This is a genomic window from Rhodococcus sp. 1163, from assembly GCF_002091985.1.
Lineage (GTDB): Bacteria > Actinomycetota > Actinomycetes > Mycobacteriales > Mycobacteriaceae > Rhodococcoides.
In genome coordinates this window covers 25,264-41,821 of record NZ_MKKX01000017.1, presented here as the reverse complement: position 1 = coordinate 41,821, position 16,558 = coordinate 25,264, and the positions used below count along the sequence as shown (strand labels likewise).

Sequence of the window (16,558 nt, the reverse complement as noted above, 5' to 3'; positions counted from 1 at the left end):
CCCAGTAGCCCGACTACCAAACTAGACGAACGGAGGTGACGATAGTCGACCTCTCCTCGATCAGGCGCCGCTCTTCACCGAGGTCCGCAGAACTCCGTCGATGATTTCGACGACGTTGTCCATGGCGGATAGATGAGAGTGGTCGTGCGTGACGACCACTGTAGCGGTCGCGTTGCGGTGCGTCAGGGTGGTGATGAGGTCCAAGATCGCCGCACCGCGCTCTTGGTCCAGCGCGCTGGTGGGCTCGTCGACGAGCAACACCGCGGGGTCGTTCATCATGGCTCTGACGATGTTGACCCGCTGACGTTGACCACCGGACAACTGGTTCGGTCGCTTGTCTGCTTCCTTACCCAGCCCGACAGAATCGAGCATCGCCAACGCCTTTTCTTTTGCCGCCCGCGGAGAGTGGCCGTTGATGTGTGCGATGACCTGCAGCTGCTCGACTGCGGTCAGCGAGGGGAGCAGGTTCGGTTGTTGGAAAACCATGCCGACCTTGTTGCGGCGCAGAGTGGTCAAATCGCCGCGGGACAATGAATCGGTCGAAACCCCGTCGATGACGACGTGGCCGTGGTCGGGCGTGATCAGGGTTGCCGCGACGGCGAGCAGGCTGGACTTCCCGGAGCCGGACGGCCCGATGATCGCTGTCATCGTGCCCTTTTCGACAGTCAGGTCGACGCTGTCCAGGGCGGTGAGGCGGCCGGCGCCGTCGGGGTAGGTGAGGGTGATGTCGGTCAGGTTCAAGCTCATCGTGCGCTCCCGAGTGCAGTGAGTGGGTCAACCGAGGTGATGCGGTTGATGGACAGTCCGGCGCCCATCGCGCCGAGGATGATGATGATCAGTGCGGGCAGTGCCACGGTGCCGATATCGAGTACGAACGGGACTGCCCCGCCGACCAATGCTCCGACGCCGGCGGCGAGTGCGGTTCCGATCGCCGTGCCTGCAGTCAGTAGCAGGACTGCTTGGCCGAGCGCATCTCGCAACAGGTAGCCGGTGGACGCGCCGAGGGCTTTGAGGACGGCGACGTCGCCGGTGCGCTGGATGGTCCACACGGTGAAGAATGCACCGATTACCAGCGCCGAGATTGCGAACATGAACGCGCGCATCAGCTGGAGCGAACCATTCTCCGAGGTGTAGGAACCGATTGCAGATTTGGCATCGGACGTGGTCACGGTGTCGGTACCGATCTGCGCGTCGGCTGCAGCCAGGTCGGCAGTGTCGCCGCTGGTGGTCAAACCGATCACGGTGGCCGACAGCGGACCGGTCGACGAGCCGCCGGTCAGGGTCTGCCAGGCGGCCAGGTCCATGAAGATCACCGGAGTGTGGCTGTAGGAGGCGTCGCCGTCGATCGCCGCGACGGTCAGACGCTGCCCACCGAGGCGGAAGTCGTCGCCGGTGCTCACGTCGAGCTCATCGGCTGCGGACGTCGACAACACGGCAGTTCCGGGAACTATGCGGTCCGATTCGGGAGCCAGGGCCGAGCCCTGCTGCACGCCGAAGGCAGAGATTGCAGCGCTGTGCTCACCGGCCTCGGCCTTGGTGGTGGTGATGCCGAGGGGATCGGCTCGGTCGACGCCGTCGACGCTCGACCACTGTTGCCACATGGATTCTGTGACAGTGGAGTCGGTGAACGACACCGACTTACCCGCGGCAGGCTCGGAAAACGCCAGCCGGTCCGCGGACAGGCCGGTAATGGCGGATGTGCTTTCCTTCCCGAGCCCGGCGGTGAGCCCGGACAACAGGCCGACCAACATGGTGATCAGGATGATGACGGTGCCCATCAGGGCGAACCGACCCTTGGCGAACAGTAGATCTCTCCAGGCGACGAACACGGCTTTTTGCCTCTCCTTGCATGCCACCGAATGGGGTCTCGGTGACTGATCTCAACTCTGGTCGGAACCTGCGTGTTCGGCATCGACCGGCAGACTGCATAGGTGAGGCCGTTAGGGGGAGGACCCGCTACACCTTTCGGACGATGCAGTCAGGGAGTCGACCTCGATAGACTGAGGCATCTATGGATCCGTCTTCGAAGACCCCACTCGTTCGCGTACTGCGCGGCTGCCTACATCTGATGTTCGTCGCACTGGTTGCGCTTTCGATCGTGCGGGCGGTTCTGGACGATGCGCCGGACGTGGTCGCGATCGTCGTCATCGCGGTGCTTCTCGGCGCGGTGTACACGGCAGGTGCGTTGTGGCCGAGGGCGCGAACCTCTCGATCGGCGGCCGCGCAGTGGTTGGTAGCGGTCGGTGTTCTCTGGATCGCGTTGCTCGTGTTGAGTCCGGAGGCCGTGTACGTCGCGTTTCCGCTCTACTTCCTGCAACTACACCTGCTGTCCCCCAAATGGGGGCTGACCGCTGTTGCGGCGACGACGATCGCGGCGATCGGTGGTTTTTCCTGGCATCAAGGTGCCCTCACTGTGGGAGTCGTCATCGGGCCGGCGCTCGGAGCGACGGTCGCCGTTGCGGTGGTCTTCGGCTACGACGCTCTCTACCGGGAGAGTGAACAACGGCGCAGGCTCATCGAGGAGCTCACCGCGACCCGCGGAGAACTGGCGGCGGCCGAGCATGCGGCAGGGGCCCTCGCGGAGCGCGAGCGTCTTGCCCGCGAAATCCACGACACCTTGGCGCAGGGGCTGTCGAGTATTCAGTTACTGCTGCGTGCGTCGGAACGAATGCTCCCCGAGCGGCCGGACGAAGCGAAAGAACACGTCGTACATGCCCGGGAGACGGCAGTGAGCAATCTGGAGGAAGCGCGTCGTTTCGTTCGTGCCCTCACCCCGCCCGACCTCGAGAACAGTTCGTTGTCCGCAGCCTTGGAACGATTGTGCGCCAATGCCTTTCATGCTGGTGGACCGGTGGTCGATTGGACGCTGTCCGGCACTCCGGTTCCGTTGCCGATCGCACATGAGGTCGCATTGCTCCGGATCGCTCAATCGGCCCTCGCCAACGCCGTTCAGCACAGTAATGCCGATCGAGTAGCGGTGACGCTGAGCTACATGGACACCGAAGTCGCCCTCGACGTCGTCGACGACGGAGTGGGTTTCGATCCCGACGCGCTTCCTCCTCGCACGGATCGAGGATTCGGGCTACCGGGGATGCGAGCCCGAGCCCGCTCGTTGAACGGGACGATGGTGGTGGAGACCGCCCCCGGCGAGGGCACCGCTATCGCCGTCACTTTGCCGTTGGAGGCGCGAGCATGATTCGCCTTCTGCTGGCAGACGATCACCCGGTTGTGCGCGCCGGATTGCGAGCCGTATTGGAGACCGAACCCGACTTTCAGGTTATAGCCGAGGCACGGACCGCCGAGGAAGCGATCGAAGTGTCCGCCGAACTCGACGTGGACGTCGTACTGATGGACCTGCAGTTCGGGGCCGGAATGAACGGTGCCGAAGCTATCGCGGTGATCAGTGCTCGCCCGGACGGGCCACACGTATTGGTGCTGACGACCTATGACACCGATGCGGACATCCTTGCCGCCATCGAGGCCGGGGCAGCAGGCTATCTGCTGAAAGATGCACCCCCCGAGGAGCTCGCGGCTGCGGTTCGCACTGCGGCATCGGGCAAGTCCGCGCTCGCACCATCGATCGCCTCGCGGCTGATGGACCGGATGAGGACGCCGGACAACGCGCTGACTCTGCGGGAGATCGAGGTACTGGGGTTGGTGGCAGAGGGCCTCTCCAACCTGCAGATCAGTCAGAAATTGTTCTTGAGCCAAGCGACCGTCAAGTCCCACCTCGCGCACATCTACACCAAGTTGGGCGTGGATTCGCGGACCTCGGCGGTTGCAGCCGCGACTTCTCGCGGGCTGATGCGACGCTGACAGAGCCACTTGTGCGAACTTGAGCGGAACAGACTCAACTTGAGTAGTGTTACATCCAGCGACACACGAAACGCTCAGTCGAGAAAGTAGGTGACCGATGGACAGCTTCACCCCCACAACGAAAACGCAGGCCGCGCTCAGCGCAGCATTGCAAGCCGCGTCCGCAGCGGGAAATCCGGATATTCGCCCGTCGCATTTGTTGGTGGCGTTGCTGGACCAAACGGACGGCATCGCCTCGCCCCTGTTGAAGGCCGTCGGTGTCGACCCGATTGCGGTGCGTACCGAAGCACAGAAATTGGTCGACCGCTTGCCCTCCGCGACAGGGTCGACAACCACTCCCCAGCTCGGACGTGAGGCGCTTGCGGCCATCACCGCAGCACAGGCGCTCGCGACCGAACTGGACGACGAGTACGTCTCCACCGAACATCTGATGGTCGGCCTCGCGACAGGTGGTTCCGATGTCGCCGACCTCCTCACCGGCCTCGGCGCAGGCGCCAACGAGCTACGCGACGCATTCCAGGCTGTCCGGGGGAGTGCGCGCGTCACCAGCGCCGATCCCGAGAGCACCTACCAAGCCCTCGAAAAATACAGCACCGATCTGACTGCTCAGGCTCGCGAAGGCAAGCTCGATCCGGTCATCGGCCGCGACACCGAGATCAGGCGCGTCGTCCAGGTCCTCTCGCGTCGTACCAAGAACAATCCCGTTCTCATCGGCGAGCCCGGTGTCGGCAAGACCGCCATCGTGGAGGGACTCGCGCAGCGGATCATCGCCGGTGACGTGCCGGAAAGCCTGAAAGGCAAGACCGTGGTGTCGCTCGACCTCGGCTCGATGGTCGCGGGCGCGAAGTTCCGCGGTGAGTTCGAGGAGCGGCTCAAAGCCGTACTCGACGACATCAAGAACTCCGCCGGCCAGATCATCACCTTCATCGACGAACTGCACACCATCGTCGGCGCAGGCGCGAGCGGTGAGTCGGCAATGGATGCCGGCAACATGATCAAGCCGATGCTCGCCCGCGGTGAACTGCGACTCGTCGGAGCCACGACACTCGAGGAGTACCGCAAGTACATCGAGAAGGATGCCGCCCTCGAACGGCGATTCCAGCAGGTCTACGTCGGCGAACCCTCGGTCGAGGACACCGTCGGAATTCTGCGTGGACTCAAGGAACGCTACGAGGTCCACCACGGTGTTCGCATCACCGACTCGGCGCTCGTCGCAGCGGCCACACTGAGCGACCGCTACATCACCGCACGGTTCCTTCCAGACAAGGCGATCGACCTGGTCGACGAGGCCGCGTCGAGACTGCGCATGGAAATCGACTCACGGCCCGTCGAAATCGACGAGGTGGAGCGGTCGGTTCGTCGGCTCGAGATCGAAGAGATGGCACTCGAGAAGGAGACCGACGACGCGTCGAAAGCTCGGCTCGAGAAGCTGCGTGCCGAGTTGGCGGACTCCCAGGAGAAGCTCAACCAGTTGAGCACCCGCTGGCAGAACGAGAAGACCGCCATCGACTCCGTGCGTGTTCTCAAAGAAGAGCTCGAGAACCTACGCGGTGAATCCGAACGCGCCGAGCGCGACGGTGACCTCGGCAAGGCCGCGGAACTGCGTTACGGCCGGATCCCGACTCTGGAGAAGGAACTCGCAGCCAAGACCGAGTCGACGCCCGCGCAGGAAGGGCTCATGCTCAAGGAAGAGGTCGGCCCGGACGACGTCGCCGATGTCGTCGCGGTATGGACCGGAATTCCCGCAGGTCGGATGCTCGAAGGTGAGACGGCGAAGTTGCTGCGCATGGAAGACGAGCTGGGCAAGCGCGTCGTCGGCCAGAAGGATGCCGTCCAAGCGGTGTCCGACGCGGTCCGCCGAGCACGCGCCGGGGTCGCCGATCCGAACCGTCCGACGGGATCGTTCCTGTTCCTCGGTCCGACCGGCGTCGGCAAGACCGAGCTCGCGAAAGCGCTCGCGGACTTCCTGTTCGACGACGAACGCGCAATGGTTCGCATCGACATGAGCGAGTACAGCGAGAAGCACGCAGTAGCGCGATTGGTCGGTGCACCTCCCGGCTACGTCGGGTACGAAGCAGGCGGGCAGCTCACCGAAGCAGTCCGTAGGCGTCCGTACACCGTCGTGCTGTTCGACGAGGTCGAGAAGGCGCACCCAGACGTCTTCGACATCCTGCTCGCCGTGCTCGACGAGGGCAGGTTGACCGACGGCCAGGGCCGCACGGTCGACTTCCGCAACACCATCTTGATCCTCACCTCGAATCTCGGGGCAGGTGGTGACAAGGAACAGGTCATGGATGCGGTCCGGCGGGCGTTCAAGCCCGAGTTCGTCAACCGTCTCGACGACGTCGTCGTGTTCGACGCTTTGTCCGAGGAACAGCTCGAGTCGATCGTCGACATCCAGCTCGGCCAATTGGCCAAGCGTCTTGCTGCTCGACGGCTGACGCTCGAGGTCTCCCCGGCGGCGAAGATGTGGTTGGCGTCGCGCGGCTACGACCCCCTGTACGGGGCTCGTCCGCTGCGCAGGCTGACTCAGCAGGCAATCGGCGATCAGCTTGCCAAGCTGCTGCTGGCGGGCAAGGTCCGCGACGGTGACCCCGTCTCGGTGGACGTTTCTCCCGACGGGGATCAGCTGATCCTGAGCTGACGAATGCTTCGCTGATGGAAGTAGGGTCCACCGGATACTTTCCGGTGGGCCCTACTTCGGACGTACCCTCGTGAACATGACGAATCCGGATGAGCCGCGTGATCGGCCTCGGGGCAGCGATCGGTCCTGGGCAGATGGCACCGCGAACCCGCCGCCCGAGGGATCCGAGAACGACCAGCCCACCGAGGTCTGGCAACCCCAGCAGAACCAGGGTGGTCAGCAGTATCAGCAGTACCCGGACTCCCAGCCTTATCCACCGGGTGAGCCCTATCCAGGTGCACAGCCTTATCCGACGGGTCAGCCGTATCCGGATCAGCCCACTCAGCAGTTCGGCTTTCCGCAGTCACAGGGGCAGGGGTACGGGCAGCCGTATCCACAGCAGCCGAACCCGACTCAGGCCATGCCCCCGTACGACCCCAACCAGCAGTACGCAGCCAACCAGCAGTACGCCGCGAACCAGCAGTACGCGTTAAACCCGGAGCAGTATGGTCAGCCTCCCGGTTACACGGGGGAGACACCGGTCGAGGCCTCGGGCGGCGGTTCCGGCGGTGACTCGTCCAACAAGTGGCTCGTTGCTCTCCTTGCCCTGGCAGTCCTTGTCGTCGTGATACTCGCTGGGATTCTCTTTCTCACCAATCGGTCCTCGGATTCCGAGGTCACTGCGTCGCCCGGAATCACCAGGACGCTGCCCCAGAGTTCGGCTCCGCTGCCCAGTACACCGCCTCGCGCGCCCGTCGTTCCTTCGGCGCCCGGTGGACTCGTGCCCGGTGGGATTCCGGAGATCCTCGGTGGGGCCGGTGCTGCGGTCGGAACCATCACCGCGATCGACGGCACCACCATCTCGATCAACGGTGTCGACGGCGCTCCCGTCACGGTGACCACGACACCGAAAACCGAAGTCATCTCCCTGTCGGGTTTCGACCTCGCCGATTTGAAGGTCGGATCCTTGGTCGTCGTCAACGGCGCACCTGTCGAAGGCGGTTCCATCACGGCCGAGGTCATCATCGAAGTGCCCAAATTCGGTGGCTGAACCCTCCCGGCTCCATCGACGCAGGCGCCCCACCCAGCACGCTATAAGGTGATCACCGATGACGGTTATGTGGTTCGGACTAGCAGTGATCGCGCTCGCGGGTGCGGTCGCCCTTCTCTATGTCGATCGATCGCGCCGCGACCAGCTCGGGCGAGTTCGACAGATGTGGGCGAAGGCCCAGGGCTATACGTACGCCCCGACGGATGATCAATTGATCTCGCATTTCCATCGGGCAGCGCTGGCCAAACTCGACGATGCGATTGCTCTCGATGTCGTCCGCGGCGTTCGCAGGGGCGAGAAGTTCGTGCTGTTCGACGTCGAGGAGACCTCGACCATCGTGGCGGTCAAGCGTCCCGTCGGGTCGGACGTCGATATCGATCTTCGTCTCAAATCGACTCCGCCTCCGCGTGAGAAGGACATGGAATTGCTCGGGTCGATCGGTCCGCGCGTCGTGTTCGCCACCGATGTCGAAATCGCTCGCCGGGTCTGCGATCAGCGCATGGCGGCCTTCACCGAGTCCGTTCCGGCACACGTGTCGCTGCTGTGGAGCGAAAGCGAATGGGCACTGGGGTCGGTGCCGCTGAACAGCACCGGTCGCGATTGGGATGCCGCTATCGACGCGGTGGCCAGACTGTCGGGACTTCTCCACGTACTGCCACCCGTCCGGAACCGCCCGGTAGCTCCCCGACCCGACGTGCCGCGTCGCCGTCCCGACATCGACGCGGGCGGGCATGCGCCGAACCGTCCGCAGGCACCCGCACCCGCTGCCCGGCAGGCTCCGCGCCCGCCCGTATCCGCACCCGTGGATCCGCCGCGACGCCCGAGCGGCCCGACCCCGATCAATCGCGACGCGGAACGGCGTCGACGCGAGTCCTGAGGACCGATGATCGATCGGAACGACGTCGGGTTCTTTCAAGACGCCATCAAGTGGCTTCGAGCAGATAGCCTTCACGTCTATGACCGCTGAGTCGATCGAACCTATGTCCACACCCGCTTCGCGTCCCGTCGCGCTCGTCACCGGTCCCACCTCGGGACTCGGTGGTGAATTCGCGCGCCATCTGGCATCGCGCGGCTACGACCTGGTGCTGGTCGCTCGTAACGAGTTGAAACTACGAGCCCTCGCCGACGACCTGCGCGTCGGATTCGGTGCGAACTCGGAGATCATTGCCGCGGATCTGGCCACCTCGGCCGGGCGCGAGACCGTGATCGCGCGTTTGGAACTGGGCGTGGAGTATCTGGTCAACAACGCGGGCTTCGGTACCTCGGGCGAATTCTGGACCGCCGACCCGGAACTGTTGCAATCGCAGTTGGACGTCAACGTCACCGCCGTCATGCACTTCACCCGAGCAGCGCTCCCGTCGATGGTTGCCGCGGCCAAGGGAACCGTGATCAACGTCGCGAGTGTGGCCGGTTTGTTGGCCGGACGGGGCTCCACCTACTCGGCGTCGAAGGCATACGTCATCTCGTTCTCCGAAGGCTTGTCCGGTGGTCTCGCCGGCACCGGCGTTCGGATCCAAGCCCTGTGCCCTGGTTTCATCAAGACCGAGTTCCATCAGCGGGCGGGCATCGAAATGTCCTCGATCCCGAGCTTCATGTGGTTGAACGTCGACCAGGTAGTGCAGACCTCGATGAAGGATCTGGACAAAGGCAAGGTCATCAGCATTCCCGGCGCACAGTACAAAGTACTGACGGCCGTCGGCAGCAAGGTGCCCAAAAGTGCGGTCCGGAAGCTGACCAACCTTGTCGGACGAGGACGCGGACGGACCTAATTCGCGCGACGCGGGCGAGCCTGCGGGCGTGTCGGGCCGAACACCGATAAATTCATACCTCGTGACTGTTTTCGTGGTTCTTACGATCCTCGTACTCGCTCTCCTTGCCTACACGGCGCGCCTCGAACGGCGGGTTCGACGCTATACCTCGCGTACCGCTGCGAGTCGACATCTCGTGACCGTCGAACTCGATCGCCGTCACGTTCAGCTGGAGCCGTTCATCGCTGCCGTCGAGTCCTCGGGGCTCGATCCGAAAACAGTCCGGGCCCTGGTCGGTGCTCGATCGTGGTCCAAAGCGGTCCGCGAGCGCGAACTGGGTCTCAACGCACAGGCTGCCGCGGAGAATGCGCTGTCCGCCGCAGTGCACTCGGTGCTCGCGGAATCGGACATGCATCCCACGCTCAAGACCAATTGGGCCTTCCAAGGTCCCGCCGGGGATCTGGAGACGACCGAGAAGCGAATCGCAGGCGCAGTGCGGGTGTACAACGACAACGCATATCGACTCTCGCTGGCGCGTACGACGTTTCCGTCGAAGTTGGTAGCGAAAGCGTTGAAGGTGCCGGATCCGGAACCGTTCGTCGAGCATGCCGCGTCGGCCGGCGAACAGCCGGAGGACATGCCCGCGCAGCTTGCCTGATCCTCTGTCGGTCGACGGACGCGGAGTCGGTAGATTCTTCGGAGACGACCGAAGGGATTTCTTCATGGCCATCAGCGCCGACAATGCCGAGCGGGCCGAACTGGCCGGGCTCGTACGTGAACTTGCCATCGTCCACGGCAAGGTGACGTTGTCCTCGGGGAAAGAGGCCGACTACTACGTCGACCTACGCCGTGCGACGCTGCACCACCGAGCGAGCGCGCTGATCGGTTCGTTGATGCGCGAACTCGTCGCGGACTGGGATTTCGACTCGGTCGGCGGGTTGACGATGGGCGCCGATCCCGTTGCGTTCGCAGTCATGCACGCACCGGGCCGCCCGATCGACGCGTTCGTCGTGCGGAAGGCCGCGAAGGCGCACGGCATGCAGCGCCAGATCGAAGGACCCGACATCGTCGGTAAGCGGGTGCTGGTGGTGGAAGACACCACAACCACCGGCAATTCGCCGCTGACCGCCGTCGCAGCGCTGCGGGAGGCGGGTGCGACGGTCGTCGGAGTTGCCACCGTCGTGGACAGGGCAACTGGTGCCGACGATGTCATCGCCGCCGAGGGGCTCGAGTACCGTTCGCTCCTCGGACTGGGAGATCTAGGTTTGTAGGAGCCCAACTACAGCAGCTGCGCCACCACGATGAAGTTGTCGTTCGTCGGTTCGCCGCCGCGCACGTCGCAGTTGGCGAGGATCAGCCGTCCGGGCACCGAGCGACGAAGGTCGTTGTCGCCCAGTAGTGAACCCTTCGGCAGTGGTCCTACGCTTTCGACTGCGTACTCGAGGATTCCGTTGGGGGTCTCGAGTACGACTCGGTCGCCCGGCTGTGCGACGCCGAGCGCCTTGAACGGTGCGTCCTTCTTCGAATAGTTGTGGCCCACAACCACTACGGTCTGTTGAGCCTCGGTCCCCGGTAGCCCGCTCTCGGCCCACCATGCAGGTCGCTCGTCAACAGGATTGAGTACCTGGCCGCTGTCGCCTCCACGGAAGAGGCCGTCGGGATTGACCGGACTGCTCATGTAGCTGACGCCGTCGGAAGAGCGTAGTTCGATGGCGTCGGGCTGGGCCGGATCGACGACCGCGGCAGTCGGTGGAGGCGCAGAAATCTGCGCCTCCACCGACTCCCTGCTGGGACTGCTCACGTCGGAACCGTCACTTGCGCAACCGGATACAGCGATGAGCAGTGCCGCAGTAGTGACCCAGATGGATCTACGAAGCATCGGCACCGTTGCGGCGACGCAGGTACAGTCCGCCACCGACTGCGGCCACTGCGACGACTCCGACGCCGGCAAGGATCGCCGGCAGCGCGTTGGAGTCGGAAGAACTACTCGACGCCGAATCGGCTGAATCACCCAGCGCCAGATCGACGGCGGGCAGTTCACCGGCAACCGTCATGACGCCCTGGTCGTTCGTGGTGAAGTAGTCGGCGACGGTGAAGGAGCCGTCTTCGTTGAAGACTCCGATGAGTTCGACGCCGGTCTCGTCGACGACCACGGTGGTCTCGTCGACCTTGGTGCTGTCGACGTCGTCGTGAGCGGTTCCACCGAGGTTGATGGTCAAACTGAGCTTCGGGCCACTGGCGGCGAGGTCGGCGGCCTTCTTCTTCAGGTCTGCTTCGGCCTTGGCTGCGGCATCGGCGGCGATCTTGGCAGTTTCTGCCTCGGCCTTCGCTGCGGTCACTGCCTCGGCCTTCGTCTTTGCGTCGGCTTCAGCGGCATCCGCGGCGGTTGCGAGCGCCGCCGCCTTCTCGTTCGCGGCGGTGGCGTCGGCTTCTGCCTTGGTGAGCGCAGCGGCTGCTGCGGTCGCCTTTGCTTCCAGATCGGCGGCGTTGTCACCTGCGGTCGCGGCAGCTTCGGCTGCAGCGGTTGCGGCGGCCTCCGCTGTCTTCAGATCTGCAGCTGCCTTGGTTGCGGCAGCCCGTGCTTCCTCGGCGGCCTTGGTCGCGGCAGCGGCCTCCTCAGTGCTCGCCGCAGCGTCTGCTTCGAGCTCGGTTGCTCTGGCGTCTGCAGCCGCGGACGCTTCCGCAGTTGCTCTGGACTCGACGGCCAGTGACGCCGAGCGGGCTGCGGTAGCCACTGCTGCGCGGACGGCCGCGGTGACCTTCGCAAGGTTGAACTTCTTGAACGCTTCTTCGACGGCGGCGACGGACTCGCGCAGTTCCGTCGTCGACTTGTCGAAGTCGGCTTGTGCAGTCAACGCGATTTCTGCTTTCGCGTCGGCCTCTGCCCTTGCTTCGGCGGCGGCTGCGACGGCTTCGGGGTCACCCGCTGCGGCGGCGGCGGCCTCTAGCTCGGTTGCCTTCTTCTCGGCGGCCGCGGCTTCGGTCTTCGCTGTCTCGGCGGCGGTCTTGGTTTCGACGACCTTGGCATCCAACGCTGCTTTGTCTTCCTTGGCTGCGGTGGCTGCGGCGGAGGCCGCGATGCTGGCAACCTTGGCCGCTTCCGCTGCCTTCATTGCGTCGGTCGCGCTCAGTGCGGCGCCTGCGGCATCGAGCTCGGCTTTGGCGGCGGCGGTGTTCGAGGCTGCCGCTGCGGCGACGGCTGCGTCGTAGCGAGTCTGGGCGGCGACCGAGGCTTCCGCGGCGGCCTTGCTGGCGATCTCGGCGTCGGCGAGCGCCTTCTTCTCCGCTTCGGAGAGCTGCGGGACGACAGTGACGTCGATGGTCGCTGTGCCGTCGTCGTTGATGACTACGCCGGCAGTGACCTGAGGTAGTGGGCGCTCGGCGGACGGCGCCTCGAGAGGAACGATCGGTCCGACCTCGGCGGCGTCACCCTCGTTGGCTGCAGGAACGGCGGCGTTGGGCACCACGCTCTCGGATACGCCTTCCTCGGTACCCGCGGTGGATTCCCCGGTCGGTGTTGCTTCTTCCGTGGAAGTCCCCGGTGTGGTGGGTTCCTGCGCGTACGCGATGCCCGGTGCGGCGACCGTCAGCGACATCGCGACTACCGCGCCGGCTGCGGCAATGCGGGCACGCCGAGACCTAGAGATCGATTTGTGCGACATATATGTGGAGCCCTTCAGTCGGTAGCGGTCTGAGCCGCCGTATTTCCGCCCCGACACGGAATTCAGGTTAGTGAGACATGCATACGAGCGTTCCAAGACCGTAACGGACCCGACGGTCTTCTAAGCTTTACTTCGGGTTTGGTTATCGAAGTGTTACGTGTGGGACGCCTGTGACTGAAGTGGTTTGGGTGGCTGAGCTGCGTCGATGGGCGACTGTGATTTTCTTTACCTCGTACATGCGGCGGGGGAGTCGTCGACGCGCCATTACCACTGGATCAGGACTGGTCGTTCTCTACCAGAAGCGCCGCGATCTCGCGGTCCCACTCGTCGTACCTTTGGGCGTCGAGACGGAAGCGGACCGCAAAATAGGTGCCGACGAGAATGGATGCGGCGGCGAAGAGGCTGCCGAATCCGGTGAACAGTGCAGTGACGACGGCATCGGCCCCGGTTGCCGGAGGTGCGGTCGGGTCGCCGTCGCGGTCGACCCAGATCGGGAGCTGGGTGCCGTAGGGGCTGCCCGCAGGCAGAGAGACCTGTCCCTGATGGTCGAGACCGTCATGACTCCACGTCGCGCCGACGGTGGTGCTCGTGACCGATCCGACTTCGCCCTGCAGGACGGGTGCGATATCGGCGGCGGCGGTGGTGGTGGCAGTGACCTGGTGGACACTGTTCTCCTGTGCTGCGACCCGACTTTGCCCGACGGAGAGGGTGGACATGCCGATCCACGCAGCTACCGGCAGCATCAGGATCATCAGAGTGAAGACGGTGGTCTTGATGGTGAACTGAATGCGGTCCGAGCGGCGAACCAGTGGGTTTCGCTCGACAAGATGAGGTGACCGGGGCGTCCCGGCGTGCTCTGCATGCGTTCGGCGCATCGTCATCCCCACGTGTTCTCTCGCGTGTCCAACTATCACCATGACAACCTTGGGGCCTGCGATCAAGCATTCAAGGTCAGCATCACATATCTGCTCAGCTCAACCGACGATGGAGGAAACAAGTCCGATGAAGCGATCGACGTTCTCACGTGTTGCATTCGGTTCGGCTGCCATCGCGACGGTATTCGGTGCGGTTACCGGGAACGAGAAGGTGCACCGGGTGGCCAAGCCCCTGATCGTTCCTGCGCTCGCGCTCGGGATGCGACGCTTCTCGCCGGTCCTCGGGGTAGCGCTCACGGCCGCCACCGTCGGGGACGTTCTGCTGATGGACCCGGATGACGATTCGAAGATTCTGCGCGGAGCCGGGGCGTTCGCCGTCATGCAGGGTTGCTATTGCGCCCTTCTCGCGTCGGCAGGCAGTCGACCGACCCTTACCGCTGCCGTACCGCGCTTCGTCGGGTGGGCGGTGGCGTCGTCACAGTTGGCGCGAAAGTCACCGGAGGTGGCTCCTGGGTTGGCCGGGTACGGCGTAGCTCTGGCGGCGATGTCGACGTTGGCTGCAGATCCAGCGTCCGCACCAGGAGCTGATGTATTTGCGGGTGTGGTGGTGCCTAATGCCGATCCGCGTTCCTGGCAGGCGCTGGGCGGAATCCTGTTCACCGTCTCCGACGCGTTGATCGTGTACCGACGGCTCCACCTGTCGAGCGAGACGTCTCGGCGGGTCGTCGAAGGTGCGATTCTGGCGACGTATTCCGCCGCTCAGCTACTTCTCGTCGAAGGATTCACCAGGCAGAAGTAGGACGCGGTGGTGGTCCGACGGGTCGACCATGATCGGCAAGGTTCGACCGGTTTGGAATCGCGCTGTCTCCGACGGGGGTATCGAATAGACGATTCTGCCGACGTAGGAATCCGAACCGGGAACTGTGAATGCCAAGTCGAGTTCCATTTTCCTCTCGTCGATCCTGCGACTCGCCTCGACCGTCGCCCAGCCCTCGACGCCATTCTTGGCCAGGCGTCGCTGTTCGGCAGTAGGGCGGTTGGCGACCATCATGGCCAACCCGAGTGCGGTGCCGAATCCGGCAACCAAGCCGACAAGTTGGTAGGGCAGGGTCCCGGGCGGTGTGTGCGTTCGCAGCCAGCCGGCCCAGATGATCAACACGACGAGGTAGCCGACAGCGACGAAGGCAACCGCTCGCAGAATTCGTTCGTGATTCACCGAAATCTCCTCGAAGACCTACTAAGGGTAGTCCTGAAATCTGTCCAAATGTTTACCGATAATCCCAGTAACCCCTATCCTGTCGGTGTGACTACTCGAACTGTGTTCATCACCGGCGCGGCAGCCGGGATCGGACGGTCCACCGCATTGAAATTCGCTCGCTCGGGATACCTCGTCGGGGCCTATGACATCGACGAGACGGGATTGGCGTCGTTGAGCAAGGAGATCGCCGCGGCCGGTGGCCGGGTCGTCACGGGAGTTCTCGACGTCACCGACCCGGTTCAGTGGGCGGATCGGCTGACAGAGTTCGACGCGGAGTCCGGCGGGCGACTCGACGTCCTGATCAACAATGCGGGCATTCTTGTTGCAGGCAAGTTCGAAGAGATTTCTCTCGATGTGCACAAGCGTCAGATCGACATCAACTTCAATGGGGTCGTCTACGGAACTCTCGCCGCCTTCCCGTATCTGAAGGCCACCCCCGGTGCGCAGGTCGTCAACCTCTGTTCCGCATCAGCGATCTACGGCCAACCCGAACTTGTAACCTACGGCGCGACGAAATTCGCGGTTCGCGGTATCACCGAGGCCCTGGACCTCGAATGGGCTGAGTACGACATCTCGGTGAAGGCGATGTGGCCGCTGTTCGTGCAGACCGCGATGACCCAGGGTGTTTCCACGGGCACCACCAGTTCGCTCGGGATCAAGCTGACGGCCGACGACGTCTCCGAAGCGATCTTCGACGCCACCCGGCCTTCGAAGCGACTACTCCACAAGGTTCATTTCCCGGTGGGGTTGCAGTCCAAGGCGATGTCGATCGGTTCGCGATTCTCGCCGGCATGGTTGACGCGGGAGATCAACCGCCGTTTGAGCCACACCTGACCCCACCCCACAGTGCTTGTCTCGGTGCGCCGGTAGGGTCGCACTGCGAAACAGGTCAGTGAGAGCGGGGTCGGGGTATTTCATGGTGGACAAGCGTCTTGCAGCAGCGGCAGTCCTGGCGGTGTCGGCACTGTTGACGGCATGTGGCAGTGAGTCCGGTGCAGAGGTGGCCGTAACCTCGCCGCCGAGTACGACGAGTGCGCCCGCCGCGACCACTACTACGACGGTCGCACCTGTTCCCGTCACCACTACCGAGGCGCCGCTTCCCACCACGACCGAGCCTGCTCCGCCGCCGCCGATGCCGCAGACTACGTATGCCCCGCTACAGGGCGCCTACTATTTCAGTTCTCCGGACGGGCAGTTCCAGTGCGGAATCGTCACCCTGCCTTCTCGAACGGAGGCAGGCTGTCAAGGCGCGACCGCGCCGGTTCCACCGCGCCCTGAGTCGTGCATGATCAGCTGGGGCAACGGGATTCGCGTCACCAACGAAGGCGCAGCCGAGTTCATGTGCTCCGGTGGCGCGGTGTACACCTCGGGTGGTGCAACGATCGATCCGCCGCTCGAGGTGGGTCAGCAGATCGTCGGCGACGGGTACACGTGCATCTCGGCTGCCGACGGTATCTCCTGCAACAACGACGAGACCGGTCACGGTTTCCGCATTGCTGCCGACAGTAACGAAACCTTTTGAGCG

At 64.0% G+C, this 16,558-nt stretch carries 17 protein-coding genes; 11 read left to right on the top strand and 6 right to left on the bottom strand.

The annotated features are described in order from the left end of the window. Positions 1-60 precede the first annotated feature (60 nt). Both BJD99_RS03655 and BJD99_RS03650 read right to left on the bottom strand, forming a co-directional pair. Positions 61-747 (bottom strand): ABC transporter ATP-binding protein, encoded by a 687-nt coding sequence (locus BJD99_RS03655; RefSeq protein ID WP_084345439.1) that lies wholly within the window; start codon positions 745-747, stop codon positions 61-63. Further along, complete coding sequence (locus tag BJD99_RS03650; RefSeq protein WP_084345438.1) at positions 744-1,829, bottom strand: ABC transporter permease; 1,086 nt, start codon at positions 1,827-1,829, stop codon at positions 744-746. Before BJD99_RS03650 ends, BJD99_RS03655 begins: the two co-directional genes overlap by 4 nt. 182 nt (positions 1,830-2,011) lie before the next feature. On the opposite strand from BJD99_RS03650, the gene BJD99_RS03645 reads away from it, so the two are divergent. From BJD99_RS03645 to pyrE, 8 genes are all read left to right on the top strand, one after another. Next, positions 2,012-3,196, top strand: coding sequence for a sensor histidine kinase (locus BJD99_RS03645; RefSeq protein WP_256895471.1), 1,185 nt, complete (start codon positions 2,012-2,014; stop codon positions 3,194-3,196). After that, the gene (locus BJD99_RS03640; RefSeq protein WP_084345437.1) at positions 3,193-3,816 is read left to right on the top strand and encodes a response regulator transcription factor; all 624 of its coding nucleotides are present in this window, start codon (positions 3,193-3,195) and stop codon (positions 3,814-3,816) included. The genes BJD99_RS03645 and BJD99_RS03640 overlap by 4 nt, the downstream gene beginning before the upstream one ends. Positions 3,817-3,913: 97 nt before the next feature. Beyond that, positions 3,914-6,460 carry an ATP-dependent chaperone ClpB gene (gene clpB / locus BJD99_RS03635; RefSeq protein ID WP_084345436.1) on the top strand — a complete coding sequence of 849 codons (2,547 nt, stop codon included), beginning with the start codon at positions 3,914-3,916 and terminating at the stop codon, positions 6,458-6,460. 76 nt (positions 6,461-6,536) lie between these two features. Then, positions 6,537-7,490 (top strand): DUF5666 domain-containing protein, encoded by a 954-nt coding sequence (locus BJD99_RS03630; RefSeq protein WP_256895470.1) that lies wholly within the window; start codon positions 6,537-6,539, stop codon positions 7,488-7,490. Positions 7,491-7,557: 67 nt separating this feature from the next. After that, positions 7,558-8,367, top strand: a complete 810-nt coding sequence (locus tag BJD99_RS03625; protein WP_143542067.1) for a hypothetical protein — start codon at positions 7,558-7,560, stop codon at positions 8,365-8,367. 103 nt (positions 8,368-8,470) lie between these two features. After that, entirely contained in the window at positions 8,471-9,259 is a 789-nt protein-coding gene (locus BJD99_RS03620) for an SDR family oxidoreductase (protein WP_179142204.1), read from the top strand. Positions 9,260-9,320: 61 nt separating this feature from the next. Beyond that, positions 9,321-9,896, top strand: coding sequence for a LemA family protein (locus BJD99_RS03615; RefSeq protein ID WP_084345432.1), 576 nt, complete (start codon positions 9,321-9,323; stop codon positions 9,894-9,896). A 64-nt stretch (positions 9,897-9,960) separates the two neighbouring features. Beyond that, a complete protein-coding gene (gene pyrE, locus BJD99_RS03610) occupies positions 9,961-10,509 on the top strand; it encodes an orotate phosphoribosyltransferase (RefSeq protein ID WP_084345867.1) in 549 nt (182 codons plus the stop codon). 8 nt (positions 10,510-10,517) lie between these two features. On the opposite strand, the gene BJD99_RS03605 is transcribed toward pyrE, so the two are convergent. From BJD99_RS03605 to BJD99_RS03595, 3 genes are all read right to left on the bottom strand, one after another. Next, positions 10,518-11,039: a class F sortase gene (locus BJD99_RS03605; RefSeq protein WP_256895469.1), complete on the bottom strand. Its 522-nt coding sequence runs from the start codon at positions 11,037-11,039 to the stop codon at positions 10,518-10,520. Between the two features lie 67 nt (positions 11,040-11,106). Continuing rightward, positions 11,107-12,900, bottom strand: coding sequence for a hypothetical protein (locus BJD99_RS03600; protein ID WP_084345431.1), 1,794 nt, complete (start codon positions 12,898-12,900; stop codon positions 11,107-11,109). 275 nt (positions 12,901-13,175) lie between these two features. Beyond that, positions 13,176-13,775, bottom strand: a complete 600-nt coding sequence (locus BJD99_RS03595; protein ID WP_143542042.1) for a hypothetical protein — start codon at positions 13,773-13,775, stop codon at positions 13,176-13,178. Positions 13,776-13,902: 127 nt separating this feature from the next. On the opposite strand from BJD99_RS03595, the gene BJD99_RS03590 reads away from it, so the two are divergent. Next, positions 13,903-14,574, top strand: a complete 672-nt coding sequence (locus tag BJD99_RS03590; protein WP_084345429.1) for a lysoplasmalogenase — start codon at positions 13,903-13,905, stop codon at positions 14,572-14,574. Here the strand turns inward: BJD99_RS03590 and BJD99_RS03585 are convergent. Beyond that, on the bottom strand, positions 14,539-14,991 hold the full coding sequence (locus BJD99_RS03585) for a hypothetical protein (protein WP_084345428.1): 453 nt from the start codon (positions 14,989-14,991) through the stop codon (positions 14,539-14,541). The genes BJD99_RS03590 and BJD99_RS03585 overlap by 36 nt on opposite strands. Positions 14,992-15,039: 48 nt before the next feature. On the opposite strand from BJD99_RS03585, the gene BJD99_RS03580 reads away from it, so the two are divergent. Together BJD99_RS03580 and BJD99_RS03575 are read left to right on the top strand one after the other, a co-directional pair. After that, a complete protein-coding gene (locus BJD99_RS03580) occupies positions 15,040-15,867 on the top strand; it encodes an SDR family oxidoreductase (RefSeq protein ID WP_179142174.1) in 828 nt (275 codons plus the stop codon). Positions 15,868-15,949: 82 nt separating this feature from the next. Then, positions 15,950-16,555, top strand: a complete 606-nt coding sequence (locus BJD99_RS03575; protein WP_179142173.1) for a DUF6636 domain-containing protein — start codon at positions 15,950-15,952, stop codon at positions 16,553-16,555. Positions 16,556-16,558 lie beyond the last annotated feature (3 nt).

Coding starts and splice junctions, on each gene's coding strand:
- BJD99_RS03655 (WP_084345439.1), bottom strand. CDS start 747: ATGAGCTTGAACCTGACCGACATCACCCTCACCTACCCCGACGGCGCC.
- BJD99_RS03645 (WP_256895471.1), top strand. CDS start 2,012: ATGGATCCGTCTTCGAAGACCCCACTCGTTCGCGTACTGCGCGGCTGC.
- BJD99_RS03640 (WP_084345437.1), top strand. CDS start 3,193: ATGATTCGCCTTCTGCTGGCAGACGATCACCCGGTTGTGCGCGCCGGA.
- clpB (WP_084345436.1), top strand. CDS start 3,914: ATGGACAGCTTCACCCCCACAACGAAAACGCAGGCCGCGCTCAGCGCA.
- BJD99_RS03630 (WP_256895470.1), top strand. CDS start 6,537: ATGACGAATCCGGATGAGCCGCGTGATCGGCCTCGGGGCAGCGATCGG.
- BJD99_RS03625 (WP_143542067.1), top strand. CDS start 7,558: ATGTGGTTCGGACTAGCAGTGATCGCGCTCGCGGGTGCGGTCGCCCTT.
- BJD99_RS03620 (WP_179142204.1), top strand. CDS start 8,471: ATGTCCACACCCGCTTCGCGTCCCGTCGCGCTCGTCACCGGTCCCACC.
- pyrE (WP_084345867.1), top strand. CDS start 9,961: ATGGCCATCAGCGCCGACAATGCCGAGCGGGCCGAACTGGCCGGGCTC.
- BJD99_RS03600 (WP_084345431.1), bottom strand. CDS start 12,900: ATGTCGCACAAATCGATCTCTAGGTCTCGGCGTGCCCGCATTGCCGCA.
- BJD99_RS03595 (WP_143542042.1), bottom strand. CDS start 13,775: ATGCGCCGAACGCATGCAGAGCACGCCGGGACGCCCCGGTCACCTCAT.
- BJD99_RS03590 (WP_084345429.1), top strand. CDS start 13,903: ATGAAGCGATCGACGTTCTCACGTGTTGCATTCGGTTCGGCTGCCATC.
- BJD99_RS03580 (WP_179142174.1), top strand. CDS start 15,040: ATGTTTACCGATAATCCCAGTAACCCCTATCCTGTCGGTGTGACTACT.
- BJD99_RS03575 (WP_179142173.1), top strand. CDS start 15,950: ATGGTGGACAAGCGTCTTGCAGCAGCGGCAGTCCTGGCGGTGTCGGCA.